The organism is Nocardia puris, assembly GCF_036051655.1.
GTDB classification, from domain to species: domain Bacteria; phylum Actinomycetota; class Actinomycetes; order Mycobacteriales; family Mycobacteriaceae; genus Nocardia; species Nocardia puris.
This window is the reverse complement of sequence record NZ_CP107943.1, coordinates 374,198-399,344: the sequence shown is the minus strand read 5'-3', so window position 1 is coordinate 399,344 and position 25,147 is coordinate 374,198. Positions and strand designations below refer to the sequence as shown.

Below are 25,147 nucleotides of genomic sequence, written 5' to 3'. Positions count from 1 at the left end.
TCGCGGCGATACGAATGGGAGTCCGGAGGGGCCCCGAACGTGACAGTGTGCGATGCGCATCACACAATCGGGCCGTTTGTCACACTTAGCGGCCCGAGGGCACTCCTATGATCGACACCGTCACCAGGAGGCCACCGTGACCGATCCCGACCCGGCGACCCGAGAGTTCGCCGAACACCGCGAACTGCTGTTCGCCCTGGTCTACAACCTGCTCGGCACCGTCGCCGACACCGAGGACGTGCTGCAGGAGACCTGGCTGTCGTGGATGCCGCGGCGGCGACCCGGCGCCCCCGAGATCACCAACCCGCGCGCCTACCTGGTGCGGGTGGCGATCAACGCCGCGCTGTCCCGACAGGCCGATATCGCCCGCAGGCGCGAGACCTACGTCGGCCCGTGGTTGCCCGAGCCGCTGATCACCGATGAGGACGGCGACGATCCGGCCGTGCGCACCGAAGCCGTCTCCCTGGCGATGCTGGTGGTGCTGGAGACGCTGACGCCGCTCGAGCGCGCGGTCTTCGTGCTCAACGAGGTGTTCGGGTATCCGCACACCGAGATCGCCGCCATGATCGGGCGCGAGCCCGCCGCCGTGCGCCAGCTCGCGCACCGGGCCCGGTCCCACGTGCAGGCGCGCCGACCGCGGTTCCGGGCCGACCCGGCCGTGCAGCGGCGGGTGACCGAGCAGTTCTTGGAGGCGCAGCTCGGCAGTGATCTGGACGCGTTACTGCGACTGCTGGCCCCGGACGTCACGTTCCTCTCGGACGGCGGCGGCCGGACGCAGTCGGCCCTGCGGCCCATCCACGGCGCAGCGAAGGTCGCCCGCCTCCTCACCGGTGGGCCGTTCTACGCCAAGACCGCGGGCGCGCTCGACATCTATCCGGACTACGTCAACGGTGAGTTGTCCCTCGTCGCCCTACTGAACGGAAAGCCGTACGGGGTAGGTGTGCTCGAGATCGACCCCGAGACGGAGCAGATCCGGCACATCTACGCCGTGAGCAATCCGGAGAAGCTGACCCGGGTCAATCCCCGCGCGGACCGCGCTGTCGCAAACGCGCCCGAGCGGCGGTGAACGGCGTCGGGGCCGAGCTGGGCGATATTGGCTACTCCCCGTTGGCAATTCAGTACAGCACCCGATAGCTGAGGTGCGTGACGCGATTGCCGGGCCGGACGACCGGGTTGTCGAGGCGGATCTGCTTCTCGGCGAGATTCGCGAAATACGGTGTACCGGAACCGAGGAGGTAGGGCACCAGGTCGACGGTGATCACGTCCAGCAGCTCCGCGTCCAAGGCCTGCCGGGCGATGTCCGGGCTCGCGATCACCACGTCCTTGTCGCCCGCCAGTTCCTTCGCGCGCTCTATCGCGTTCGCGACGCCGTCGGTGACGAAGGTGAAAGGCGCTTCGGGGTAAGGGAATTCGTCGGCGGTCGGCGGGTGATGGGTCACCACGACGACCGGTACGCCGGTCGGGTGCATACCGTTCCACCCGCTCGCCACATCGAACAGCCTGCGGCCGGCGATCAGCGCGCCGATCCGGCCGACGATCTCCTGGAAGGATTCGACATCCTCCTCGGACTGCCGATACGAGATGCGCTCGTTGGCCGAGTCCGTCTCGACCGGCCCCGCCGTGTACCACTCGAACAACCTGTCCACGCTGCCGTCGGCATCCTCGATGAACCCGTCCAGCGACATCGACAGATTCGAAATGACCTGACCCATGATTTACTCCTCCGTTCTGGCCCCTTGTGGGCTCGTTCACCAGGAGGTCGGAGCCGCGGGGGCGCTTTCGACACACTTCCGAAAGAGTGACCCAGATCACTCTGATGCTCTGAGGATGGCCCGGTCCGTCGTCGCGTCAGACGCTCGGCAACACGCTGATCCGAGCGTTCGAGCGTGCCAGTGCACGCCTTGTACCGTCGGTGAGCTCGTGCCGCTGCCGCAATCCGCCGCTATCCCGAGGTCGCCCGCGAGGCTCTGGCGGTTGTCGATCGAGGAGATTGACTGTGCGATTCGCGAAAACCGGCCCAATCCAATGTCTTTGATGGGACCGAGGACGGATGGGTGCAGGTCGCGGTAGCAGCTGGGTTCGGGCGCACCTGTCTGAGAAGTCGTGCCAACTGGCCTGAGACGCCGACTGACGGCATAGACGAGAAGAGCCCCTGACCGCTCGAACAGGTCAGGGGCTCTTTCTCAACTGTGCCCTCGGCAGGATTCGAACCTGCGGCCTTCTGCTCCGGAGGCAGATATGGACCGGTTGGTCGAGTATTTCGGGAGCCGCGGCCATCCCGTGAGCTGGCGACCTGGTCTGTCTTGGTCCGTTGGAGTCCGCGTGGCTTGTGACACTCTGGTGACATCGAGGATCTCAGATCCGGACCCGGTTGCTCGACGCTGCGATTCTCGTTCGTCGCCCCGTGGGCGGTGTATGGCCGCGGGCAAGATCGGCGGAACCTGCAGCGCATCGGTGGTGTGCCTCGCGCGCGGGCCGGCAGTGGGCTTGAAAGGCGGCGTGTATGCCACGACCGCGTGTCGCCGCGTAGGAGTCTCCTGGGGGCGCTGTCGCGGGCTGTCGTCGGCGTGCCGACCGGACCTTGAGGGCCACTGAGCAGGGCGTACTCATCGCACGGTCGGTCATGTCGGAATCTGCGAAGTTCACTCTCAGCACTCCCGCCAGAGGCCCAGCGGGCGGACATCCACTGACTAATCCGTAGCCGCGGTAAGTAAACTATCAGTAAATCGGCCCCCGCGGTTGACGATTGACTAACTGCGGGGGTACATTAGCTGTCGTGGTCGAGGCCACAACTAGTGCTAATTACAGCCGCGGCTGAAGAAGGGAAGTTCATGTCGGAGACGGCCATAACCCCCAGTCCGATCATGTTGGACGTAGACAAGGGTCAGCCGGTGCGGGTAATACCGGTCCATGAGAGTTTGTTCATCACCACCATGACCTGGGGGCGCCTCGCTGCCCTTGTGCCGGACCCGCGACGGGCGGAGGATCCGAAGGCGCTCAAGTACGCGTCGCCGGAGGAGCGTGAGCAGGCAGCGCTTCGGAACGAAATCCAGCGCATGATTGTGGGTTCGAAGAAGGAGAACGCGGTCAAGTACGCGCGCTACATCGCGAACGGGTTGCGCGGCTCTCTTGAAAAGGGTTGGGCAACACCGCCTTTTGCTCTCTGGATCCCTGAGAAGCTCGAGCACATCACCGCGGCGGGCCCGTACGGCGAAGATCACCTCGCGTACCTCCCGTACGGCGTAAATGGAGTTCTGATCGACTCCGAGACTCAGCATGTTGCTCATCTGATCCTGCAGGAGCAGCTTGGCGATCACGGCCTGACCAAGAAGCAGCTGACCGACCGGCTGGTTCCTGTTGAGATCTACCACAACATGAGCCTGACCGAAGCCCGGCAGATCTTCCATGACCGCAACCTGCTGGGTGTCATCCCGAACAAGACTGTCGGGCTGAATTCCGACTCGAACGACGTCGCGACGGGGATTGCGTTCACCATGATGGACAAGATCTTGGTGCCGCACCCGATCTCGAAGGTGGACGTACCACTCCGCTCGCTGGTTTCCGCGAACAAGCGACAGCTGGGAGCGAAGGATATCGAATGGATGACCTTGTCTACCCTGCGGTCCTTCGCTGTAACCGCGCTCTTCGGGCGCGCCGGCTTCGAGCGCACCAGTGGCGCTGTCACCAGCGATGATCTGCCCTCCGGTGTTACTGAGCAGGAAGTGCGCGAATCCGTAACACGAGTCGCTACGGCTCTTTTCCGAGCCTTTGCCACCTCGTTCTCCCGGCGAGTGGAGACGGTTATCGGGTCGCCTGCGGTCCTCGCGGCGATCGGTGCCGTTGCGCACCGAAGCATGCCCTGGGGTGCCGAACCGCGGAGGACGACCGACCAGCTCGTAGCGATGCTCTCGGCTGTCCGATGGGAGCGGTACCCCGAGGTGTGGGACGGGATTGCCGGCAAGTCCACTCCGGGCAAAGCGACTCTGAGCAATCCGAATCCTCCGATGCAGCTGTCGCTGGCGGGCGGGATCAAGGACAACAGCTCCAAGGTCACGACTGCCCTTGAGGATGCCACCGCGGATACCTACCGCCGAGTTCGGGCTCAGCTCCCGTAACCGCCTCGCGGGCGACTAGAACATACGTTCGACTCGAGGTAGCGTGCTGTGCCATGCCGGAACTCTCGCGCCTGGAATGGGCACGCATGAATCTCGATCAGGTGCGGATCCAGCTGCTCGATGCCGCGGCGTTTGGCAAGTACCTCACGCCCGAGCAGCTGGAGCACGCCGCCTTCAAGATCGGTGAGGGGATGCGGGTGTACGGCGAGGAAACCCGGGTGTTGTCTCAGCCTGAGTCGGTGGATCGGTCGGTATGCATCGACCCGCGGCGCTATCGGAGCCGGTGAGGCGGGCGGGGCCATCGCTTCATCGGCTGGGCGAACATCATGGTGATGATCAGCATGATGTGTCTGATGGAATCGCCACCGGTCGGCGACGTCGTCCGGGTTGAGGCCGGCACGCCGAAAGCGTTGTTCCCGTGCGGTGTTCATATGTGTTTGGACGCCTGGGCTGCGCCAATGGTTCCATTTCGCATTGAACTCCAGGTCCGGCAAAGATCAGGCTACGGAAAAATATGGATGCTGAAGTGGGACTCGCCCGGATACCCTGTGCCTCAACACTGTTCAGCTACCTATACCTACCCGGCACGAGCGGGAATCGAGAGCGATGACTACGACCGACTTCAAGCACCCGAAGTGTTATGCGAACGTCGACGGCGGCTGCTCTACCAAGATCTCGGGCGAGCACTACATCTCGCACGGACTGATCAGGCTCTACACCTTCAACGACGACACGGTCCGCCTCATGCATGACCATGGCTATGGAATCCCGCACCCCGTCTCTCCGAGGCAGTTCGTCGCCAACGTCCTTTGCGAAGCCCACAACAACGGGATGAGTGACCTCGACACTGCGGCTATCAACCTCGCCACTTTCCTGCAGAGTATCGCTCTCAGGTTTCTCGGGGGTGCCGGCGAGTGGGGTCCCGACGAGACCATTCGCATCTCGGGCGATGACTTCGAGCGATGGGCTCTGAAGTTGCTGCTGACCCACGCCGCCGTCAACGCCTTCACCCGGGACGGTGGTGGAAGCCGTATTACCACCACGATCCCGGACGATGCCGTCCGGGAGATGTTGGGAACGAACCCGTGGCCCGAGAACACAGGACTGTGTGTTGCTTCTACACCCAAGCATCGGCTGAAGTTTGATCCGTTTACCCCTGTCGAAGCGATCACGAACTGGTGGGGGGTGACCCCCTTCCATACCGGAGACGGCATCCTGTGCGGTGGTATCGCCGAACTTGCGGGTATCGGATTCGGACTCAGCTTGGATACCGAGATGCGGCGGTTTCCAGCATGGATCCAGTCCGAGAACCCTCTTCGCCAGACCATTCTTCGGCCGGCCTACATGGCTTGGCAGTTGGATGGAGTCGAGAAGCGTGTCGAGTTCGAGTGGGCAGACAACAGCCCGCACAAGTCCATCACCTACACGCTGATCCGCGGGGACTGAGCGACGGGTCAAGCCGTTGGCTGAACTCCCGCGGCTTTCTCCCCGGCTTCCTCATAAAGGCCACCCTCTGCGGAGGGAGGGCGTGTCAGGGATGCCGTAGGCACCGCGTAGCGGACACCGGCAGGTGGTCCTTGACTCGTTCTCCTGGAGCGAGACAATTGGGCCGCTGAGGAGGCGGGAAACTCTCGAAACTGTTCGGCAGTACGGGGTTGGTGCTCGCGCCCCGGTGCGGAGGGAAGGACATCCGCGCCGGGGGCGAGCCTTCCCCGGTTGGTCCGGGGAGGTTGTTCGGCCTGGAGTCGGCGTCGGTGGCGACTCGCTGTCCGGCGTCGTTGCCGGTGGCCGGGGAGGGAGAAGGGGGCCGAAGCCCCCTGGCAGTCAGTCCTGGCCGAAGTAGTCGATCGGGTGGCTCTGGTCGCGTTCGGCCTGGGCGTGGGTGGGGCAGAACTCTAAGGCGTGGACGTGCTCGGTAGCGGGTTCGGTGCAGGTGCCGTACTCGCAGGTGGTGGCGGTCATGGTGGGTGTCCTTCCCTGGGGTGGTCGATCTGGGCACAGCCCGTACCACTGCCCGGGGGTACGGACAAGGGTGGGCGAATGCCCATCATGTAGTGACGCGTAGCGCCCTTGGGAGTGCCCCCGGGCAGTGGTATGCCTTCGGCAGATCGATCCACCCCAGGGAAGGACACCCGACCGCCAGCGACTACCTGAAGAGCTCGACCACCGATGGACCCGATCAGGCGACCACACACCGAGAAGTGACGTGGCGTCGGAACGGTGGCTGAGGGTGACCATTGGATCGACTGCGGCAGATGGGTTCTCGGGGGCAAGCGAACGGAGTTCGTGCGGCAGCACCGTTCGGCAACCGCGGTGAGAGTGAACTGTTCGATCGACGCGGAGAGTGCCGGCCGATTCGTCAGCGGTGAGCGGGGACAGTCGGTCGGTGTCGATGCTCGGTCGGTCCTGCTTCGTCGTATCCAGTCAGAGCTGGAGTGCTCAACAGGTTTGGCGGTGCGGGTGTGGGGCCGACGCGCTCGACGCACCGCGAGCGAGCGCCAGCGAGGGAGCGGGAGTGCGGCGCCAGCGTGGCGGCGGCGCGCCCGCGCCGCCCTTGATCCTGTATGGCGGAATTCGGCAACGCGTAGCTACCGGGGGTGGCTCGACTTCGGCGCGTAGCATGGCCGATTGTGGACGCTGCGATAGAGGGACTGCTGATTCCGCTGACCGAGTCGCGTCGGGCGCACACGATCGAGGTCGGGCGCAAGGTTGAACGGGTGGCCCATCTCGTGCCGGAAGAGATTCGCGCAGAGGTGGTTTCAGCGGCCTACCTGCACGATGTGGGTTACGGCTATCCGGTGTCCGGCTTCCATCCGCTTGATGGCGCGGAGCTCCTGGAAGCTCGGGGGTACTCGCCGATAGTGTGCCACTTGGTTGCATTCCATTCCGCGAGCACCGTGGAGGCTGAGGTGCGGGGGATCGATGCAAAGTCGTTCGACCGGTACGCGCTCGCGCCGGTGCCGGGCATCGCCATGGCGAACGATCTTGTGTGGTGGGCAGACATGACTACCGGCCCCACCGGTAGCACACTGACCTTGGGCGAACGGCTGGCGGATATTCGAGTGCGCTATCCCTCGGGGACTCTGGTTCGCACCGCGATCGACCGGGCGGAACCGCTGTTGCGAGGCGCAGTTCAGCGAGCCTCCGGATCAATGTAGGGCTCGCTCTTGGACAGCGCCCAATCAATGCGCTTGCGCTGGCTGGGATCCATGGTCAGCGTCGGAATTCGTTCTGCTGGAACCCATTCAACGTGTGTGCTCTCGCTGCTCGGTGTTGGTTCGCCACCGACCGCTTCGGCGCGGTAGATGATGGTGAACTCTTGGCGCACCTCATCATTGCTGGTGTAGTGGATGACATGCGTCGGGTCCGTGAAGATGCCGACTACGCCAGTCAGCCGGATGTCTACGCCGGTCTCCTCCTGAGTCTCGCGCACCGCAGTCCGGCTCAGGGACTCTCCGGGATCGTGTGCGCCGCCCGGCATCGACCAGTTGCCGTTGTCGGATCGGCGAATCAGTAGAACGGCGTCCCCACGACGGACGAAAGCGCCGGCGCTTGGCCGGACGCTGTTCGCCGCAGGTGCGTTGGGGTCCTGGTGGTAGTCAATGCGTCGGCCCATACGCTTCAGAGTACTGCTGGCTCGCCGGTTGCCCACGCTGCTTCGAACGACTCGAGGTAGTAGTTGAACAGGTGGCCACCCTGCACCTGCTGTAGGTGCTGAACGGGCGATTTGGCCGCATACGCGCCGTAGCTGTGGGTGTTGACCAGTATGGAGTCATCGAACCGGTAGATGCTGTTGTAGAGAACCGTGTGGTGGGTTCTGATATCGACCCCGGGGAGATCCACGGTCTCCCATAGGTATTCGAGCGTTGAATGGCAGCGCTGAGGAAGTGACGGCAGACCCTCTTCACGCGCGCGAGCCTGGATGTTCGGATGGCTGCCGTCCCCTAGCAGGATGCGAATCTCTGCACCTTGCTTCGACTTCTCCCGCACTACGTTCACGAAGTCGAGGGACTCCACCAAGAATCCGCCCGCGTATACGAGAACCTGAATCTTCTCGTTCGCCTGACGCATCAGCGACCGCCAAACATCGTGTGGCACTTCGGTTCTCGTCGGCCATATCTGGACGATCTCCGACAGAGAGGCTACGGACGCTCGGGCTCCCGCTAGAAGCTCCGGCCACAGGTAGGTCTCCTCGCAGCCAAGTATCCGAGCTACCTTCAACCGAATTCGCGGGTGCGGGCAGCGATCTTGGGTTAGCCATCGCTCTACCGTCTTTGGTCCGACGACCACCTTCTCGGCGAGCCCGTTCTTGCTGAGGTCAGCGGAAGTCATTGCCCCCCTGAGCCGTTCATTCCCCATAGGGACATGGTACGCCTGAAAGTGTCCCCAAGTGTCCCTTTTCGCTGGTTATAGACGCCCCATTCTCTGCGCGACTCTGAGTGTGTTGGGCATCACGGAACAGCCGAAATGCCAATGGACACAGAGGAGTTAGCCGCATGGCTCTCAAGGATGCATGGTTTGCCCCGCCGGAGGGGACTTTCCCGAATGGCCTGGTGCTGGTGGGCGGTATCGAGGCGGTGACGGAGTTCAGCAAGGACCGCAACGCGCCGAAGCGGCACAAGGTGGATCTGGACGACTTCGGCAACGGCACCGGTAAGCGCCTGTGGAAGGGCACGGTGTCGGATTCGTCGGGGTCGGGTGCGAAGAACATGACCTATGACGTGACGTTCGTCTGCGATGTGCAGCCGGTTCCCTCGGCGTTGCCGGTGATCCCGGGCTTCACCCCGGTGGAGCTGGAAGGTCTGGAGGTCAAGCCGCGGGTGGTCGGGAACGGCGAGTTCAAGTCGATCGGCTGGTACCTGCGTGCGACCGGGATCAAGGGCGACAACTCGGGCGCAAAGGTGCCGCCCGCGGATGTCCCGGCGTCGCGCCCGGGCCGTGAGGGCAAGGCGGTGGCGTGATGTCCTACATCGAGGTTTACCCGGACATCAACGGTGTGACGAAGGTCGGGTACCGCGCGGCCTACGTCTACGAGGGCAAGGGCTACACCTACCCGATCCCGGCGGCGGTGATGGTGCGGTTCGGCACCGACGCCCGGCTGTCGCTCGACATCGCCGACGCCGAAGCGCTGATGTACGCGTTGGCGGTGGCGCTGGTGGAACACGCGGTGGCGGTGAAGGTTTCGCCGGCCGATCCGAAGGCGGTGGCGTGATGGCCACCTCCGAGCAGCGTGTACGTGAGCGTAAGACCCGCAAGCTGGAGACCCAGACGGCCGAACAGAACGGCAAGTCCGCGCGGGGCCGTGACCGCAAGATCGCCCGCGACATCCCGGCGTCCTGGCGGTGCGAAGGTCAGCTGAGCCTGTTCGACACCGAGCAGGATCGGGTGTGATGGAACGGGAACCGTTGGGCCGCAACTATTCCGATCCGCATCACGCGCCGGAGCGGGCGTGCGCGGGGATCGAGTCCGAACTGTTCTTCACCGATGACCGCGAGCAGATTCGGGCGGCGCAGCGGGTGTGTGAGCACTGCCCGGTGCTGGCGCGGTGTGCGGCGTGGGCGTTGCGGTGCGACTTTACCGATGGGGTGGTCGCGTCGGTGCCGATGCCCGCGCTCAACGCTGATCGGCGGGTGAAGCGCACGGCTCGCGCTCGTCTGGAGTTCGTGGCCGCGACCGGTGTCCCCTCCCTGCGGTGGGGCTTGCAGGGGACGGAGGCGGCCTGATGCTGTCCCAGGTCACGGCCGCTCGGGCACTGCTCGGGTTGGCCGTGGCCTCCATCCCCGCCGGGGATGCCTGGCTGTTCCCGGTGGTCATCGACATCACCACCGCCATCGCCGCCGCACTCGCCTTCGCCACCACCGATGACGCTGTGCGGCACTGGTTCTCACGGGTACTGATCGTCGGCACCGCGGTCAGTGTCGCCGGGAACGTCGCGCACGCGGCGCTGCGCGGACAGATGCTGCCGACGTGGGGCGCGGCGCTGGTGGTGTCGGTGGCCCCGCTGGCGGTGTTCGCCGACGTGCACGGCGTCGTCCTGCTGATCCGCGCCCACCTGCGCACCCCGGCACTCTCACCCGCGGTGCCGGACAAAGCGCCGGCCGAATCGCCTGCGGCCCCGCCGGTCCCGGCGCCGGTGATGCCGGAGCCGCTGGCCGTGGAATCGCCCCCGGACTCCGCACCCATGGTCGCGGTGTCGGTCGCCGTGGCCCCGCCGCCTCCGCGCCCGATTCCGGTGGCCCCGCCGATCCTGCCCGCCGCCGTCCCGGTCGTCCGCTCGTAACCCGTTCTCGTTCAACTGTTTTCGCTTCTCACACCTTCAGGGGGTATCCGTCATGTTGTTGTCCACCTTCCTCCAGCTCGCCGTTCCGGTCGCGGGTGCGCTGGCTTTCCTCGCCTACATCACGCCCGGTCCGTGGCACCGCAAGGTCCCGCGTGAGTTCACCCTCGCGGAGATCATCGCCGCTGCTCCGGCCGCGCTGCGCTCGGCGGTCACCATCGTGGCGGACCCGGATCAGACCGACCGCATGTTCTACACGCTCAAGCTCGGCGACCCGGTGATGGGGTTCCCGCTGGTGGAGGGCTGGGAGTACGACCGTCACGGCCTGCACATGGATGTGCTGATGCTGGGCGGCCAAGAATTCGCCGACTGGGCCAAGGACGCCACCCGGTCGCGGCTGGCCACCTATCTGGGGGTGGAGCAGGTACGCGTCACCTCACCTGCTCCGAGTTGGGTCCGTCTCCAGCTGCGGGTGCACGACACCCTCGCCATGCCGGCAGTGTCGCCGGTGGCGGTCCACAACGGCGTGGATCTGGAGGCGGCCCACGTCGGGGTCCGCGAAGACGGCGACCCCTGGCTACTGCGCATCCTCTACGTGCACATCCTGCTCGCCGGGGCGATGGGCTCGGGCAAGGGCTCGGTGCTGTGGTCGATCCTCAACGCGCTCGGCCCGGCGATCAAGGCCAAGCTGGTGGATGTCCGGCTCGCAGATCCCAAGGGCGGCGCGGAATTCGGGCGCGGTGAGAATCGGCTGTTCACCCGGTTCGCGGTGGACGGGGCCAGCATCCTCATCATGTTGGGCGAGGCCGTCACGGAGATGGACGAGCGGCTGGCGCGTATGCGTGCGGCCGGTATCCGCAAGCTCGTTCCGACCGTGGACGAACCCCTGATCCTGATCATTATCGATGAGGCGGCGTCGCTGTCGTCCTACGCGACCCGCGACGAACAGGAGCAGTTCCGGCAACTGACCGGGCTGCTGCTGTCCAAAGGTCGCGCCGCCGGGGTCACCGTGATTGCCGCGCTCCAAGATCCGTCCAAGGAGACGATGCCCAACCGACAGCTGTTCCCGGTGCGGATCGGGCTGCGCCTGGACGAGCCGACCCAGAATGCCATGGTCCACGGCCAGGGCGCGAAGGATCGCGGCGCCCGCTGCGACGAGATCTCCGACCAGACACCGGGTGTCGGCTACGTCGGTGAGGACGGCTCGACGGAGTTCATCCGGGTCCGCGCGTTCTGGGTCAGCGACGAGGCTGCCGACGCGATCGTGGATGCCTACTCGCCCGCGCCGGAGATCCTCGGTCCGACTGAGGATTACAGCGATTTCGACCCCGATGACCTCGGCGACGAGAGCGACGGCGGGGATGAGGGTTTCGACGCTCCGGGGCGTGCGGCATGAACGGGCGCGTACGCCTGCGCCTGTCCGGCGACCTGGGCGACATCACCATGGTCCTCGCGGAGCTGTTGGCCTCCAAGGCATTCCGGATCGTCGTGGACGAACACCCCTACCCCAACCGGCGTGACCCTGGTGTCCGCGTCTACGTCGAACTCGCCCTCCCCACTCCCACCACGAACGGACAGGAGACCCCGAAATGAGACCGCGACTGCTCGATCTGTGCTGCTGTGCTGGCGGTGCTGCTGTCGGCTACGACCGTGCCGGCTTCGAAGTCATCGGCGTGGACATCGCCACCCAACCTGATTACCCGTTCGAGTTCCACCGCGGCGACGCGATCGAGTTCCTGACCGCCCACGCCCACGACTTCGATGCCGTGCACGCCTCCCCGCCGTGCCAAGCCTCCACCGCGCTCACCGCCGGCACCAACCAGGCCATGGCCCACAAGTATCCGCAACTCATCCCCGCCATGCGCGAGGCGCTGATCGCTACCGGCCTGCCCTGGGTCATGGAGAACGTGCAGGGTTCGAAACTGCGCCGCGACGTGGTGTTGTGCGGAGAGATGTTCGGACTCAACGTGATCCGACACCGGTACTTCGAGTTGGGTGGCTGGACCGCGCCCACGCCCACGCATCTGCCCCACCGGGGACGAGTCGCCGGCTACCGCCACGGCCGACGCTATGACGGCCCCTACGTTGCGGTGTACGGCTGCGGCGGCGGCAAGGGCTCGGTCGCGCAGTGGCAGGCGGCCATGGGCATCGACTGGACCTCGGATCGCAAGAGCCTGGCCGAAGCCATCCCACCCGCCTACACGACCTGGCTCGGCAGCCACTTGCGGACCGCGCTCGGTATCGGTGAGGCGGTGACAGTCGCATGAACCCTCACAACCCCTACACTCGCCGCACCGCCGATCCGGATCTCGCCGATGTCGTACTCACCGCCCTTGCCCAGCTGCTCGGCTGGCTTGTGCTGACTGTCTTCGCCGGCGTCTGGTGGGCGCTGCTGTTCCCCATGATCTCGATACCGATCGCCGCGACCGTAGCCGCGGTTCTCACCCTCGGCTGGCCCGCCGGCCTGCTCACGGCCGCACTCGGTCTGGCCGCACACGGAACATGGATCGCACTGTCGCCGGACTCGTTTCGGCGCTTCGTGACCGTGCGGGCGCGGGTGCGGTTCCTGCGCTGGTACCGCTACCGGCGTCGCTGGACCCGCCTGATGACTGCCTGCAAACTCACCGACCACCACCCCGACACCGGCACCCCGTGTGCGCCCCGTTTGCGGACGGTGGTGATCGGCGAGCACATCGACCGGGTGCGGGTGGCGATGCTGCCCGGCCAGTCCCCGGAGGACTACCACCTGCGCACCGAACGCCTCGCGCACGCCTTCGGCGCCCACGACTGCCGTGCTCTCGACGCCGGACCCGCCGCGGTGGAGCTGGTGTTCCGCCACGGTGACCCGCTGGCCGAACCGGTGACCGCGAAACACCCCCGCACCCTGCCCCGCCACCTACCCGGAAAGGACGCTGCCTGATGACCACCGACCACACCGCCGAAGCGCCGGCCGAATCCGGCTTCGACCGCACTACTGCCGCGCAGCGCCGGGCGCTGCCGGATCTCTACGACCTGGCTCAAGCCGCGGCGGAGAAGTTCGAGGTGTGCAAGCGCCCGGTGGCCATGCGCGTGTTCGACCCGGACACCGCGAAGGTCACCTATGAGGGTGCGCCGTGCAAGTCCACGGTGGCCTCGGTGTGCCCGGCGTGTGCGAAAGCCGCTCGCGCGCTGCGGATTCAGCAGTGCCGGGAGGGCTGGCACCTGGATTCGGAGCCGGTGGCGGTGGCCGCTGATCCGAGCGGCTGGCAGATCGAGGTTCTCACCGCGCGGGCCGACATGCTCGTGGAGTACCGCGAGGCTCGTGATGCTGGTGACGGTGAGTACGCCGATGCGGTGCGTGAGGTGATCGCGGACCTGGATGGCGAGCTGCGGGAACTGGGGGTGCGTGGGCGGCTGCCGGACCCGGATGACACGGTGGCCCCGCGGCGGCAGCGTTCGACTCGCCGCCGCCAGGACGCGCCGAACCTGCCGCGCCGCAAGGTCACCAAGCGCACCATTGCCGACGCGCTCGGCACGGGCTATCGGCCCGGCATGTTCATCACCCTCACCCTGCCGTCCTACGGCCACATCAACCGCGTCGGCGCGAAAACCCCTGACGGCAAGGTCTGTTCGGACGGCTCCCCGCGCGATCCGCGCACCTACGACTACACGCGTGCGGCCCGTGACATCGTGCACTTCGCCGCGCTGTTCGACCGCTGGATTCAGAACCTGCGCCGCGCCCTCGGCTACGACATCCAATACTTCGCGGTGGTCGAACCGCAGAAGCGCGGCGCCCCGCACCTGCATGTGCTGTTGCGTACCCCGGTGTCGCGCAAGCTGATTCGGCTGGTGACCGAAGCCACCTATCACCAGGTGTGGTGGCCGCGCTTCGACCACCCCGAATACGACGACGATCGGATGCCGGTGTGGAACGGCGTCACGTTCACCGATCCGCGTACCGGCCGTGCTCTGCCGACCCTCGATGACGCCCTCGACGTGATCGGCCAAGTGGACGAGTACGAACCGGCCCACACCATCCGCTTCGGCGCGCAGGTCGATCCGCGCGACATCCGCGGGGTCATCCCCGGCACCGAAGCCGACGCCACGATTCGCTACATCACCAAGTACCTGACCAAATCCATTGGCGAAGTGCTGGATTCGCCCTCGCCGCGCACCGCGGCGCACTACGACCGGTTGCATCATGAACTGACCCTGACGCCGTGCTCGGAGAAGTGCCCGGTGTGGCTGCGCTACGGCATCGTCCCGCGCGGGGTCTCCGACAAGACCGTGCCCGGCCACTGCAAGGGCAAGGCGCACCGCCGTGACACCCTGGGCCTGCCGGGCCGGCGCGTGCTGGTCTCGCGCCGCTGGTCCGGCAAGACCCTGCCTGATCACCGCGCCGACCGCGCGGCGTTCGTTCGGCAACTGCTCGCCAAGGTCGGTGTCCTCAAGCCCGATACCGGCAAGCTGCGGATGCGGCCGGTAGATCCCGGCGACCCTGACCGGCCCCTGCGCGAGCATCTGATCATGGCCGCCATCGCGAAGCGGTCGGCCTGGCGGGCGGAGTACCTCAGAGCCCAGATGGAGGACGGCCCACACGATCTCTCGGATAGTTCGGCAATCGGCCGGACGGCGTGAACGGAGGTACCCGAGATGGCTCAGTTGCTCACCGAAAGTGAAGTCCGCAAGCGGATTCCGATCGGACACAGCAAGTACCACGAACTGATCGCCTCCGGCGCGCTGCGGTCGGTGAAGATCGGGCGGCGGCGGTTCGTGACCGAGCAGGCGGTGGCCGACTACATCGCGAGTCTGGAGGCTGCGGCGTGAGTCGCCAGCAGTTGCCGCCGCAGATTTCCAAGGTGCAGGTGACCGATCGGCGGACCCGCAAGCCGGTGACCCGTTACGAGGTGGTGGCCGATGCCGGGCGTGATCCGGAGACGGGCAAGCGCCATCAGGTGCGGCGCCGGTATCGGACCGAGAAGGAGGCGCGGGCGGCGCTGGCGACGTTCTTGGATCAGGCGGCGTCGGGGAACTTCGTGCCGCGCAAGGACATCACCGTGGAGCAGGTGTGCGCGGACTGGCTCGATAGCCTGCGCTGGGCGCGCGAGACCACCCTCGCGGGCTACCGGTACAACCTGGCGCCGCTGCGGGAGCGGCACGGGGACCTGCCGGTGCAGAAGCTGACCCGCAAGCACCTGGATGACTTGGTGGTGGCGCTGAAGCGGGGCGGCACGGTGACGGCCAAGGGCAATGTCCGGCGGCCGTGGGCCAAGCGGTCGCTGAAGCGCACCGTGGAGACCGCCGGCATGGTGCTGGACTACGCCAGGGACCGGAAGCTGCTGTCACACAATGTGGCCGACGCGATCAAGCCGTCCCGGGGCAAGGCCGCGAAGCCGAAGCCCTACACCCGCGCGGAGGTCTCGCAGGTGCTGCGGAGCCTGGAGGGCAACCGGGACGGGCACCTGTGGTTCCTGGCGCTGTGCGGGCTGCGGCGCAGCGAACTGGGCGGGTTGCGCTGGCGCGGGGTGGATTTCGCCGCCAAGACCCTGGATGTGGAGCTCGGGCGGGCGTCGGCCGGTGGCAAGGCGGTGGAAGGCGACCCGAAGACCGATAGCTCGGTCCGGACGCTGCCGATGGACGCGGAGATGGTGGAGGTGCTGCGGCGGGCGCGGAGGATTCAGGCGGCGGAGAAGCTGGCGCTGGGGGAGGCGTATCAGGACGGTGACTATGTGGCCTGCAATCCGGACGGCACGCCGTACCACCCGGACACGCTGACCCATCGGTGGACGGTGATGGTGCGCAAGGCCGGTGTCCGGCACATCCGGCTCCATGACGCTCGTCACACCTGCGGGACGACCATGCACCTGCGCAAGGTGCCGCTGGCGGTGATCGCGGCGTGGCTCGGGCACGCGGACGCGAGTGTGACAGCGAGGATCTACGCGCACTCGCAGGATGAGGCGCTGGCCGCCGCGGCGCGCACTTTGGGGGAGGTTGTGACAACTCGTGACATCGAGGCGGGGTGAAGTACCCGGAAAGATCAAGGCTCCGACCGCTGTTCGCTGGTCGGAGCCTTGATTCGTTGTGCCCTCGGCAGGATTCGAACCTGCGGCCTTCTGCTCCGGAGGCAGACGCTCTATCCCCTGAGCTACGAGGGCGGGATAGGGCTCGGTCGGAGAGTGTCCGATCGGGCCGGGTCAGCGTATCGCATCGGGTTGGCGGACGCCAAAAAGGGTGGCGGGCCGGGGGGGTTCCGGCCCGCCAGGTGGTCATTCGAGGGGGAGGGGGGTGCCGCCGCGGTTGGTGAGCAGGGTGGTCAGCAGGGCGGATTCGGCCTGCTGGGTTTCGGACATCCGCGCGGCGAGGGTGCGCACCGCGGTGGTGGACGCGTGCTGGGCCCCGTAGTCGGCCATGGGGATGCCGCCCTGGTGGTGGCGCAGCATCAGGCTCAGGAACAGGGTGTCGATCTCGGGCGGGTTCGCCTGCCGCAGCGCGGCCAGCTCCTGCGCCGACGCCATGCCGGGCATGGCCGACACCGGGCCGGAGTGCCCGGCCGAGCCGCCACCGTGGTGCCCGCCGGATTCGCTCATCCAGCCCATCAACCCCTCGACGCTCTGGGCGGGCTGGTCCCAGATCTGCAACCAGCCCTGCATGCGGCCGACCTGGTTCTGCTGGGTGGTCATGATGTCGTAGGCCAGCCTGCGCACCTCGTTGTCGGTGGAGCGCAGCAGCGCGATGCCCGCCATCTCGACCGCCTGCGCGTGGTGCACGGACATGTCCTGGAGGAAGCCGACGTCGACGGGGCTCGGGTCGGGTTCGGCGCGGCCGTCCAGCGGCAACCGCACCAGGGTGCCGATCGCGAAACCGATCAGGATGGCCCCGATCACGCCGAGCACCAGCAGCGCCGTGCGCTGCCCCCGCGGACCCGGATCGGACGCGTGGTCCGAGCCGGTCTCGGTGCCGGATTCGCCGGTCACTACTCGGTCGCCCCCTCGGTGGGCGGGGTCTCCGGGATCACCGGCGCGCCCGGCGCGCCCGGCAGGCCGGGAATGCTCGGCACGCCCGGGATGTTCGGCACGCCACCGAGCTCGGCGGGATCGGCGACGATGTCACCGCCGTCCATCGGGATGGCGTCGGGTCCGGGCGGGGTGGGATCGAACGGCGCCGGGTTCTCCCGGTCGAAGTACGGGTTGGAGCACGCCGCGCCGACCTCGGGGTAGGTGTACTGGTTCTGGCGCAGCGCGGTGATGAACTGGTTGATCCGCTCGTCGTCGGGGTTGTCCAGCTTCAGCTGGTGGCCCCACGACTGCAACGACACCGGCGACTCCTGGCCCGGGTAGGGCGACATGAAGGTGTACTGCTTGCCCTCCACGCGCTTGGCCAGCGCGTCGACACCGTCGGAGCTCACCTTGTCGGGGTTGTAGGTGATCCACACGGCGCCGTGCTCGAGCGAGTGCACCGCGTTCTCGGTGCGGATCGGCTTGCCGTACACCACGCCGGTGCAGTCGGCCCAGGCCTGATCGTGCGGCCCGCCGAACGGCGGCGTCTGGTCGTAGGCGACGCGCTGGATCTCGGTGACGTGCTTGCCCGCGCCCGAGGCGTAGTCGACCTTCGTCACGCCCGCGATCTGATCGGAGGGGTCCTGGCGTTCCGCGCTGGGCGTGAACCGCTCCAGCTCGGCCTGCTCCTGATACTTGGGCACCAGGTTGTACGCGAGGGCGCCGATCAACGCGACGATCACCGCGCCCGCGCCGATGGCCAGCCAGGGGACCTGCCGTTTCGTGGTCAGCTGCCCCTTGCCACCGCCCTTCCGGCCGGAAGGGGAGCTCTTTCCGGCGGCGCGGACGGCCTTGGCCGACTTCGACGCGTTCTTGCTACTCGGCATTGCTCCGTTGCTCTCTCGATGTGGTGAACGGCTGTGTCGTTCGTTACGGACGGGTCCGCGGCGGTGCCCGCCCGTCGGCGTACACCTGCCCAGACCATAGGATAGAGACTCGTGACTCCAGCTGACCTTGCAGATCTCCTTCACGCCACCGCGGCGAAGGTGCTCGTCGAACGTGGATTGGACCCGGCGGTCCTGCCCGACGAGGTCACCGTGGAGCGTCCCCGCAACCCCGAACACGGCGACTATGCCACGAATGTGGCCATGCGTGTGGCCAAGCCGGCCGGAGTGAATCCCCGCGAGCTGGCCGGCTGGCTGGCCGATGCGCTGGGCGCGGCCGAGGGTATCGAGGCCGCCGAGGTCGCGGGTCCGGGCTTCCTGAACATCCGGCTGGCGGCCGCCGCGCAGGGCGCGATCGTGCAGAAGATCCTGGCCGCGGGCGAGTCGTACGGCCGGGCCGAGGCGCTGGCGGGTACCAAGATCAATCTGGAGTTCGTCTCCGCGAACCCGACCGGTCCGATCCACCTGGGCGGCACCCGCTGGGCCTCGGTCGGCGACGCGCTGGGCCGCATCCTGGCCGCGCAGGGCGCCGATGTCACGCGCGAGTACTACTTCAACGATCACGGCGCGCAGATCGACCGGTTCGCCAACTCCCTGGTCGCGGCCGCGATCGGCGAGCCGACCCCCGAGGACGGGTACGCGGGCGCCTATATCGAGGACATCGCGTCGCGGGTCGTGGCCGACAACCCCGGTGTGCTCGACCTGCCCGAGGACGAGCGCCACGAGGTGTTCCGGCGCGAGGGCGTGGAGCTGATGTTCGCCCACATCAAGGAGACGCTGCACGAGTTCGGCACCGACTTCGACGTCTACTTCAACGAGAGCTCGCTGTTCGCCTCCGGCGCGGTGGACAAGGCCGTCGCGGAGCTGAAGGCCTCGGGCAACCTCTACGAGAAGGACGGCGCCTGGTGGATCGCCTCCACCGAGTACGGCGACGACAAGGACCGCGTCGTCATCAAGAGCGACGGCAAGTCCGCCTACATCGCCGGTGACATCGCCTACTTCCAGAACAAGCGCGCCCGCGGCTTCGACCTGTGCCTCTACATGCTCGGCGCCGACCACCACGGCTACATCGGCCGGCTCAAGGCCGCCGCGGCCGCGTTCGGCGACGATCCCGACACCGTCGAGGTGCTGATCGGCCAGATGGTTAATCTGGTGAAAGACGGTGCGGCCGTGCGGATGAGCAAGCGCGCGGGCACCGTGGTGACCCTCGACGACCTGGTCGAGGCGATCGGTGTGGACGCGGCGCGCTACTCGCTGGTGCGGTCCTCGGTGAACTCGAGCATCGACATCGATCTCGACCTGTGGACCAAGCAGAACAACGAGAACCCCATCTACTACGTGCAATACGCGCACGCTCGCTCCAGCCGCATCATCGACAACTCGGCGGCGTTCGACTTCGCTTCCGTGGCACCGGATTTCGCGCTGATGACCTCCGACCGCGAGGGCGAGCTGATCCGCACGCTCGGCGAGTACCCGCGGGTGGTGGCCACCGCCGCCGAGATGCGCGAACCGCACCGCGTGGTGCGCTACCTCGAGGAGCTGGCCGGGGCGTACCACCCGTTCCAGTCCGACGACGACATGCGGGTGCTGCCCAAGGGCGACGAGCCGGTGACGCCGCTCGGCTCGGCCCGGCTCGAGCTGGTGAAGGCCACCCGCCAGGTGCTGGCCAACGGCCTGGGCCTGCTCGGTGTGAGCGCGCCGGAGCGCATGTAGTGCCCCAGAAGACGAATCCGTCCGCGTGTACCGCGCGTTCGGCGAGGAAGGAAGACCGATGAGCGCGCACCCCGCCGGACCGAGGCACGCCGAGATCCCCCACGCGCCGACCCTGCCGGAGCGGCCGTCCGATCCGAAGCAGATGATCGATCTGCCCGCGAACGTCTGGCCGCGCAACGCTTCTCGCGGTGAAGACGGCGAGGTCCGCCTGGCCGGTGTGCCGGTGCGCGAGCTCGCCGAGCGGTTCGGCACACCGCTGTTCGTGATCGACGAGGACGACTTCCGCACCCGCTGCCGCGATATGGTGCGCGCGTTCGGTCCGGGCGCCAAGGTGCATTACGCCTCGAAGGCGTTCCTGTGCGGTGAGGTGGCGCGCTGGATCCGCGACGAAGGGCTCTCGCTGGACGTCTGCTCCGGCGGCGAGCTGGCCGTGGCGCTCAACGCGGGCTTCCCGGCCGAGCGGATCGCGTTGCACGGCAACAACAAATCGGTGCCCGAGCTCGAGGCCGCGGTGGCGGCGGGCGTGGGTCACGTGGTGGTCGACTCGCTCTACGAGATCGAGCGGCTCGAGGCCGTCGCGGGGCGCGCCGGGGTGGTGCAGGACGTGCTCGTCCGCGTCACCGTGGGCGTGGAAGCCCATACGCACGAATACATTTCGACCGCGCACGAGGATCAGAAGTTCGGTTTCTCGATCGCCGGCGGCGACGCTATGGAGGCGCTGGCGCGGGTGTTCGAGGCCGACAACCTGCGCCTGGTGGGCCTGCACTCGCACATCGGCTCGCAGATCTTCGAGATCGACGGGTTCGAGATCGCCGCGCGCCGCATGCTCGGCCTGCTGCGCGAGGCCATCGACAAGTTCGGCGTGGAGCGCACCGCCCAGATCGCCATTCTGGATCTCGGTGGGGGACTGGGTATTTCGTACCTGCCCAACGACGATCCGCCGCCGCTGGACGAGTTCGCCGCCAAGCTGCGCCGCCTGGTCGCCGAGGAGGCCGACCGGGCCGGACTGCCGGTGCCCACCATCGCGGTGGAACCGGGCCGCGCCATCGCCGGCCCCGGCACCGTCACGCTCTACGAGGTCGGCACCATCAAGGACGTCTCGCTCGACGGTGGCCTGCGCCGCCGCTACGTCAGCGTCGACGGCGGTATGAGCGACAACATCCGCCCCGCGCTGTACCAGGCCGACTACGACTGCCGCCTGGTCTCGCGGTCCTCGGAGTCCGCGGCGGTGGTCGCGCGCGTCGTCGGAAAGCATTGCGAGAGCGGCGATATCGTCATTCGTGACACCTGGATGCCCGCCGATGTGGGCCCGGGTGACCTGATCGCGGTCGCCGCGACGGGCGCGTACTGCTACTCGATGTCGAGCCGATACAACCAGTTGACCCGTCCGGCGGTCGTCGCCGTGCGCGACGGGCAGCCGCGACTGGTGCTGCGCCGGGAGACGGTGGCGGATCTGCTGAGCCTGGAGGTGGAACAGGGATGACCGAAGTGGCCAAGAACGGGACCTGGGGTAACGATCGCCCGATCGGCGTCGCGGTGCTCGGCATGGGCAACGTCGGCACCGAGGTGGTGCGCATCCTGCGCGACCACGCCGACGACCTGCGCTCGCGCGTCGGTGCCCCCGTGGTGCTGCGCGGCGTGGCCGTGCGCAGCCTCGACAAGGATCGCGGCCTGCCCGCCGATCTGCTCACCACCGACGCGGCGGCGCTGGTCGCCCGCGAGGACGTGGATCTGGTCGTCGAGGTCATCGGCGGCATCGATCCGGCACGCGGCCTGATCCTGGCCGCGCTGAACGCGGGCAAATCCGTGGTTTCCGCCAACAAGGCGCTGCTGGCCGACTACACCGGCGAGCTGGCGGCCGCCGCCGAGCGCAATCGCGCCGACCTCTACTTCGAGGCCGCGGTGGCCGGCGCGATCCCCGTGGTGCGCCCGCTGATCCAGTCGCTGTCGGGCGATCGGGTGAACCGCGTGGTGGGCATCGTCAACGGCACCACCAACTTCATCCTCTCCGCCATGGACGAGACCGGCGCCGACTACTCGGCCACCCTGGCCGAGGCCACCCGGCTGGGCTACGCCGAGGCCGATCCGACCGCCGACGTGGAGGGCTACGACGCTGCCGCCAAGGCCGCGATCCTGGCCTCGCTGGCCTTCCACACCCGCGTGACCGCGGCCGATGTGTACCGCGAGGGCATCTCCAAGATCACCGCCGAGGACCTGGAGACGGCGTCCGCGGTGAACTGCACGGTCAAACTGCTGGCCATCTGCGAGCGCGTCGCGGGCGAGCCCTCGCCGGAAGAAGGCGGCAAGGAGCGGGTGTCGGTGCGCGTCTACCCGGCGCTCATTCCGCGCAAGCATCCGCTGGCCGCGGTGTCGGGCGCGTTCAACGCGGTGGTCGTGGAGGCCGAGAACGCGGGCCGCCTGATGTTCTACGGCCAGGGCGCGGGCGGCGCCCCGACGGCCTCGGCGGTGCTGGGCGATCTGGTGATGGCCGCGCGCAACAAGTTCTACGGTGGCCGCGCTCCGGGCGAATCGGTTTATGCTGAGCTACCGATCGCGCCGATCGGCGACACGCCCACCCGCTATCACGTCAACCTCCAGGTCGAAGACCGTCCCGGCGTGCTGGCGAAGGTGGCGGGCGAGTTCGCCAAGCACGGGGTGAGCATCTCGACGGTCCGCCAAGAGGGACACGGCGAGGGTGCGCGCCTGGTCGTGGTGACCCACCACGCCGTGGAGTCGGCGCTCGCGGACACCGTCGCAGCCCTGGCGGAGATGGCGTCCGTCACGTCCGTGACCAGCGTCTTGAGATTGGAAGGCACCGAGGAATGACAACGGCATCGGGTGGGCAGACCACCGGCGTCGCCCCGCAGGCGGGAGTGCACTCCCGCTGGCCGGGGCTGATCGCGGCCTACCGCGACCGGCTCGCGGGCGCGGCCGACTGGGAGCCGGTCACCCTGTTCGAGGGCGGCACCCCGCTGGTGCCCGCGCCGCACCTGTCCGAGCTGACCGGGTGCGAGGTGTACCTCAAGGTCGAGGGCGCGAACCCCACCGGTTCCTTCAAGGACCGCGGCATGACGATGGCGATGACCGACGCCAAGTACCGCGGCCAGAAGGCCGTGCTGTGCGCGTCGACCGGCAACACCTCCGCCTCGGCCGCCGCCTACGCGACCCGCGCGGGCATGAGCTGCGCGGTGCTGATCCCGCAGGGCAAGATCGCGATGGGCAAGCTGGCTCAGGCGGTCATGCTCGGCGCGCAGATCATCCAGGTGGAGGGCAACTTCGACGACTGCCTGGAGCTGGCGCGTAAGGTCACCGCGGAGTTCCCGGCCGTCGGCCTGGTGAACTCGGTGAACCCGGCCCGCATCGAGGGCCAGAAGACCGCGTCGTTCGAGATCTGCGACGTGCTGGGCCGCGCGCCCGACGTGCACGCGCTGCCCGTGGGCAACGCGGGCAACATCACCGCGTACTGGCGCGGCTATCGCGAGTACCACGCCGACGGCATCACCGCCGGTCTGCCGCGCATGCTCGGCGTGCAGGCCGCGGGCGCCGCGCCGCTGGTCAACGGTGCCCCGGTGAAGGAGCCCGAGACCATCGCGACCGCCATCCGGATCGGCGCGCCCGCCTCGTGGAACGGGGCCGTGGCGGCCAAGGAGGAGTCGGGCGGGGCGTTCCGCGCGGCCACCGACGACGAGATCCTGGCCGCGTACCGCCTGGTCGCCGCCTCCGAGGGCGTGTTCGTGGAGCCCGCCTCGGCCGCGAGTGTGGCCGGTGTGCTGGCCGCGCGCGCCGAGGGCTGGCTGGAGCCGGGGCTGACGGTCGTCTGTACCGTCACCGGCAACGGACTCAAGGACCCCGACACCGCGCTGCTGGGCATGCCGCAGGTGGAGCCGATCGCGGTGGACCCGGTCGCGGTCGCCGCCCGACTCGAGCTGGCCTGAGTGAACGCGCGCGAGAGCCAGGTGATGACCAGGACGCTGCCCGCGGGGCTCACCGTGACCGCGCGGGTGCCCGCGTCCAGCGCCAACCTGGGACCCGGATTCGACACGCTCGGAATGGCTTTGGGCATCTACGACGAGATCGAGGTGCGCACCACCGATTCCGGGCTCACCATTCGCGTCGAGGGTGAGGGCGCCGACGACGTGCCATGGGGCCCTTCGCATCTCGTGGTGCGGGCCATCGAACGCGGGCTGGAGTCCGCGGGCGTGTGGGCCGACGGCCTCGATGTGGTGTGCCGCAACGCGATTCCGCATTCGCGAGGGCTGGGATCGTCGGCGTCGGCGGTGGTCGGCGGCCTGGCCGCCGGGCGTGCTCTGGCGGCGAAGCTCGACCCCGCGCTGGGTGGGGATGCGGACGAACTCGTCCAGCTCGCTTCGGAATTCGAGGGTCACCCCGACAACGCCGCGGCCAGCGTGCTCGGCGGCATCGTGGTCTCCTGGACCGAGACCGCGGCGGGCGCCGACGTGGCCGACCACGGCCGGTCCTACCGCGCCGTGCGGCTCACGCCGCATCCGTCGCTGCGTCCGGTGGTGCTGATCCCGCAGGTGCGCTCGTCCACCGCGCACACCCGCGGCCTGCTGCCCGAGACGGTGCCGCACGGGGACGCGGCGTTCAACGTGAGCCGCGCGGCGCTGGCCGTCGTCGCGCTCACCGAGCGCCCCGACCTGCTGCTGCCCGCCACCGCGGACCGGCTGCACCAGACCCAGCGTGCCCCCGCGCTACCGCTCACCACCCGGTGGATCGAGCGGCTGCGCGAGGCGGGCATCGCGGCGACGGTGTCGGGCGCCGGACCCACCGTGCTGGCGCTCGGGACCGGCGAATTCCCCGCCGAGCTCCGCGAACTCGCGGCCGCCGACGGGCTGCGCGTGGTGGAGCCGGGACTCGCCGAGGGCGTGCTGGCCGGCTGACGGCGAGTCCGCCTTGCCGAGCCTCGCGGTCGCCAGCTATCCTGGGCAAGTCCGTACATCGTGCGCATCAGACGCCGGTGCTTCATCAGGGCAATCGCTCCAGCAGGCTCCAGGCTCGAGCCTCCAGGCCATGGGGGTACTGCGTAGCCGCGCAACTGGAATGATCTCTCCCACCTTTCACAACCGGTGGCGAAGCCTCCGGTCCGGCGGGCAGGCGATACGG

Annotated in this window: 28 protein-coding genes and 2 tRNA genes; 22 read left to right on the top strand and 8 right to left on the bottom strand. The window is 67.8% G+C overall.

Annotation, left to right across the window (positions count from 1 at the left end; genetic code table 11):
• Window positions 1-136: 136 nt before the first annotated feature.
• Window positions 137-1,066: an RNA polymerase sigma factor SigJ gene (gene sigJ, locus OHB21_RS01730; RefSeq protein ID WP_067513412.1), complete on the top strand. Its 930-nt coding sequence runs from the start codon at window positions 137-139 to the stop codon at window positions 1,064-1,066.
• A gap of 49 nt (window positions 1,067-1,115) precedes the next feature.
• On the opposite strand, the gene OHB21_RS01725 is transcribed toward sigJ, so the two are convergent.
• A complete protein-coding gene (locus OHB21_RS01725; RefSeq protein WP_067513414.1) occupies window positions 1,116-1,712 on the bottom strand; it encodes a dihydrofolate reductase family protein in 597 nt (198 codons plus the stop codon).
• Window positions 1,713-2,190: 478 nt separating this feature from the next.
• Window positions 2,191-2,268 (bottom strand) — tRNA-Arg (locus OHB21_RS01720).
• Between the two features lie 563 nt (window positions 2,269-2,831).
• Between OHB21_RS01720 and OHB21_RS01715 the strand changes: the two genes are divergently transcribed.
• The 3 genes from OHB21_RS01715 (at window position 2,832) to OHB21_RS01705 (ending at window position 5,561) form a co-directional block, all read left to right on the top strand.
• Window positions 2,832-4,115 carry a DNA sulfur modification protein DndB gene (locus OHB21_RS01715; RefSeq protein WP_228790570.1) on the top strand — a complete coding sequence of 428 codons (1,284 nt, stop codon included), beginning with the start codon at window positions 2,832-2,834 and terminating at the stop codon, window positions 4,113-4,115.
• Between the two features lie 53 nt (window positions 4,116-4,168).
• Window positions 4,169-4,402 (top strand): DUF6374 family protein, encoded by a 234-nt coding sequence (locus OHB21_RS01710; protein ID WP_195125430.1) that lies wholly within the window; start codon window positions 4,169-4,171, stop codon window positions 4,400-4,402.
• Between the two features lie 319 nt (window positions 4,403-4,721).
• Window positions 4,722-5,561, top strand: coding sequence for a hypothetical protein (locus tag OHB21_RS01705; protein WP_195125429.1), 840 nt, complete (start codon window positions 4,722-4,724; stop codon window positions 5,559-5,561).
• Between the two features lie 378 nt (window positions 5,562-5,939).
• Here the strand turns inward: OHB21_RS01705 and OHB21_RS01700 are convergent, their stop codons facing one another.
• Complete coding sequence (locus tag OHB21_RS01700; protein ID WP_195125428.1) at window positions 5,940-6,077, bottom strand: hypothetical protein; 138 nt, start codon at window positions 6,075-6,077, stop codon at window positions 5,940-5,942.
• Window positions 6,078-6,745: 668 nt separating this feature from the next.
• On the opposite strand from OHB21_RS01700, the gene OHB21_RS01695 reads away from it, so the two are divergent.
• Window positions 6,746-7,273: an HD domain-containing protein gene (locus OHB21_RS01695; RefSeq protein ID WP_195125427.1), complete on the top strand. Its 528-nt coding sequence runs from the start codon at window positions 6,746-6,748 to the stop codon at window positions 7,271-7,273.
• Here the strand turns inward: OHB21_RS01695 and OHB21_RS01690 are convergent.
• Complete coding sequence (locus tag OHB21_RS01690; protein ID WP_195125426.1) at window positions 7,249-7,731, bottom strand: NUDIX hydrolase; 483 nt, start codon at window positions 7,729-7,731, stop codon at window positions 7,249-7,251. The genes OHB21_RS01695 and OHB21_RS01690 overlap by 25 nt on opposite strands.
• Before the next feature lie 5 nt (window positions 7,732-7,736).
• On the bottom strand, window positions 7,737-8,474 hold the full coding sequence (locus tag OHB21_RS01685; RefSeq protein ID WP_195125425.1) for a helix-turn-helix domain-containing protein: 738 nt from the start codon (window positions 8,472-8,474) through the stop codon (window positions 7,737-7,739).
• Window positions 8,475-8,611: 137 nt separating this feature from the next.
• On the opposite strand from OHB21_RS01685, the gene OHB21_RS01680 reads away from it, so the two are divergent.
• From OHB21_RS01680 to OHB21_RS01625, 12 genes are read left to right on the top strand one after another with little or no spacing between them, the layout of a single operon-like run.
• A complete protein-coding gene (locus OHB21_RS01680) occupies window positions 8,612-9,076 on the top strand; it encodes a hypothetical protein (RefSeq protein ID WP_195125424.1) in 465 nt (154 codons plus the stop codon).
• The gene (locus tag OHB21_RS01675; protein ID WP_195125423.1) at window positions 9,076-9,327 is read left to right on the top strand and encodes a hypothetical protein; all 252 of its coding nucleotides are present in this window, start codon (window positions 9,076-9,078) and stop codon (window positions 9,325-9,327) included. The genes OHB21_RS01680 and OHB21_RS01675 overlap by 1 nt, the downstream gene beginning before the upstream one ends.
• Window positions 9,327-9,506 (top strand): hypothetical protein, encoded by a 180-nt coding sequence (locus OHB21_RS01670; protein WP_195125422.1) that lies wholly within the window; start codon window positions 9,327-9,329, stop codon window positions 9,504-9,506. The genes OHB21_RS01675 and OHB21_RS01670 overlap by 1 nt, the downstream gene beginning before the upstream one ends.
• Window positions 9,506-9,838 carry a WhiB family transcriptional regulator gene (locus OHB21_RS01665; protein WP_195125421.1) on the top strand — a complete coding sequence of 111 codons (333 nt, stop codon included), beginning with the start codon at window positions 9,506-9,508 and terminating at the stop codon, window positions 9,836-9,838. Before OHB21_RS01670 ends, OHB21_RS01665 begins: the two co-directional genes overlap by 1 nt.
• The gene (locus OHB21_RS01660) at window positions 9,838-10,395 is read left to right on the top strand and encodes an excisionase (protein WP_195125420.1); all 558 of its coding nucleotides are present in this window, start codon (window positions 9,838-9,840) and stop codon (window positions 10,393-10,395) included. The genes OHB21_RS01665 and OHB21_RS01660 overlap by 1 nt, the downstream gene beginning before the upstream one ends.
• A 52-nt stretch (window positions 10,396-10,447) precedes the next feature.
• Window positions 10,448-11,788, top strand: a complete 1,341-nt coding sequence (locus OHB21_RS01655; RefSeq protein WP_195125419.1) for an FtsK/SpoIIIE domain-containing protein — start codon at window positions 10,448-10,450, stop codon at window positions 11,786-11,788.
• Window positions 11,785-11,985, top strand: a complete 201-nt coding sequence (locus tag OHB21_RS01650) for a hypothetical protein (protein ID WP_195125418.1) — start codon at window positions 11,785-11,787, stop codon at window positions 11,983-11,985. The genes OHB21_RS01655 and OHB21_RS01650 overlap by 4 nt, the downstream gene beginning before the upstream one ends.
• Window positions 11,982-12,659 (top strand): DNA cytosine methyltransferase, encoded by a 678-nt coding sequence (locus OHB21_RS01645; protein WP_195125417.1) that lies wholly within the window; start codon window positions 11,982-11,984, stop codon window positions 12,657-12,659. Before OHB21_RS01650 ends, OHB21_RS01645 begins: the two co-directional genes overlap by 4 nt.
• Window positions 12,656-13,312, top strand: a complete 657-nt coding sequence (locus OHB21_RS01640) for a hypothetical protein (RefSeq protein WP_195125416.1) — start codon at window positions 12,656-12,658, stop codon at window positions 13,310-13,312. The genes OHB21_RS01645 and OHB21_RS01640 overlap by 4 nt, the downstream gene beginning before the upstream one ends.
• Window positions 13,312-15,009 (top strand): helitron helicase-like domain-containing protein, encoded by a 1,698-nt coding sequence (locus OHB21_RS01635; protein WP_228790567.1) that lies wholly within the window; start codon window positions 13,312-13,314, stop codon window positions 15,007-15,009. The genes OHB21_RS01640 and OHB21_RS01635 overlap by 1 nt, the downstream gene beginning before the upstream one ends.
• 15 nt (window positions 15,010-15,024) lie before the next feature.
• On the top strand, window positions 15,025-15,198 hold the full coding sequence (locus OHB21_RS01630; RefSeq protein ID WP_195125415.1) for a MerR family transcriptional regulator: 174 nt from the start codon (window positions 15,025-15,027) through the stop codon (window positions 15,196-15,198).
• The gene (locus OHB21_RS01625) at window positions 15,195-16,394 is read left to right on the top strand and encodes a site-specific integrase (RefSeq protein ID WP_195125414.1); all 1,200 of its coding nucleotides are present in this window, start codon (window positions 15,195-15,197) and stop codon (window positions 16,392-16,394) included. The genes OHB21_RS01630 and OHB21_RS01625 overlap by 4 nt, the downstream gene beginning before the upstream one ends.
• Window positions 16,395-16,453: 59 nt before the next feature.
• Here OHB21_RS01625 and OHB21_RS01620 read toward each other — a convergent pair.
• The 3 genes from OHB21_RS01620 to OHB21_RS01610 form a co-directional block, all read right to left on the bottom strand.
• Window positions 16,454-16,526: transfer RNA gene (locus OHB21_RS01620), tRNA-Arg, on the bottom strand.
• A 111-nt stretch (window positions 16,527-16,637) separates the two neighbouring features.
• A complete protein-coding gene (locus OHB21_RS01615; protein WP_195125413.1) occupies window positions 16,638-17,345 on the bottom strand; it encodes a DUF305 domain-containing protein in 708 nt (235 codons plus the stop codon).
• Complete coding sequence (locus OHB21_RS01610; RefSeq protein WP_067513418.1) at window positions 17,345-18,253, bottom strand: DUF3105 domain-containing protein; 909 nt, start codon at window positions 18,251-18,253, stop codon at window positions 17,345-17,347. Before OHB21_RS01610 ends, OHB21_RS01615 begins: the two co-directional genes overlap by 1 nt.
• A gap of 111 nt (window positions 18,254-18,364) precedes the next feature.
• Here OHB21_RS01610 and argS point away from each other — a divergent pair, with 111 nt between their 5' ends.
• Genes argS through thrB form a run of 5 tightly spaced genes read left to right on the top strand, consistent with a single transcriptional unit; the run spans window position 18,365 to window position 24,924 of the window.
• Entirely contained in the window at window positions 18,365-20,023 is a 1,659-nt protein-coding gene (gene argS / locus OHB21_RS01605) for an arginine--tRNA ligase (RefSeq protein WP_067513420.1), read from the top strand.
• 58 nt (window positions 20,024-20,081) lie between these two features.
• Entirely contained in the window at window positions 20,082-21,506 is a 1,425-nt protein-coding gene (gene lysA / locus OHB21_RS01600; protein WP_067513422.1) for a diaminopimelate decarboxylase, read from the top strand.
• On the top strand, window positions 21,503-22,849 hold the full coding sequence (locus OHB21_RS01595) for a homoserine dehydrogenase (protein ID WP_067513423.1): 1,347 nt from the start codon (window positions 21,503-21,505) through the stop codon (window positions 22,847-22,849). Before lysA ends, OHB21_RS01595 begins: the two co-directional genes overlap by 4 nt.
• Window positions 22,846-23,958 carry a threonine synthase gene (gene thrC, locus OHB21_RS01590; RefSeq protein WP_067513425.1) on the top strand — a complete coding sequence of 371 codons (1,113 nt, stop codon included), beginning with the start codon at window positions 22,846-22,848 and terminating at the stop codon, window positions 23,956-23,958. Before OHB21_RS01595 ends, thrC begins: the two co-directional genes overlap by 4 nt.
• Before the next feature lie 24 nt (window positions 23,959-23,982).
• Window positions 23,983-24,924, top strand: coding sequence for a homoserine kinase (gene thrB, locus OHB21_RS01585; protein WP_067513470.1), 942 nt, complete (start codon window positions 23,983-23,985; stop codon window positions 24,922-24,924).
• Window positions 24,925-25,147 lie beyond the last annotated feature (223 nt).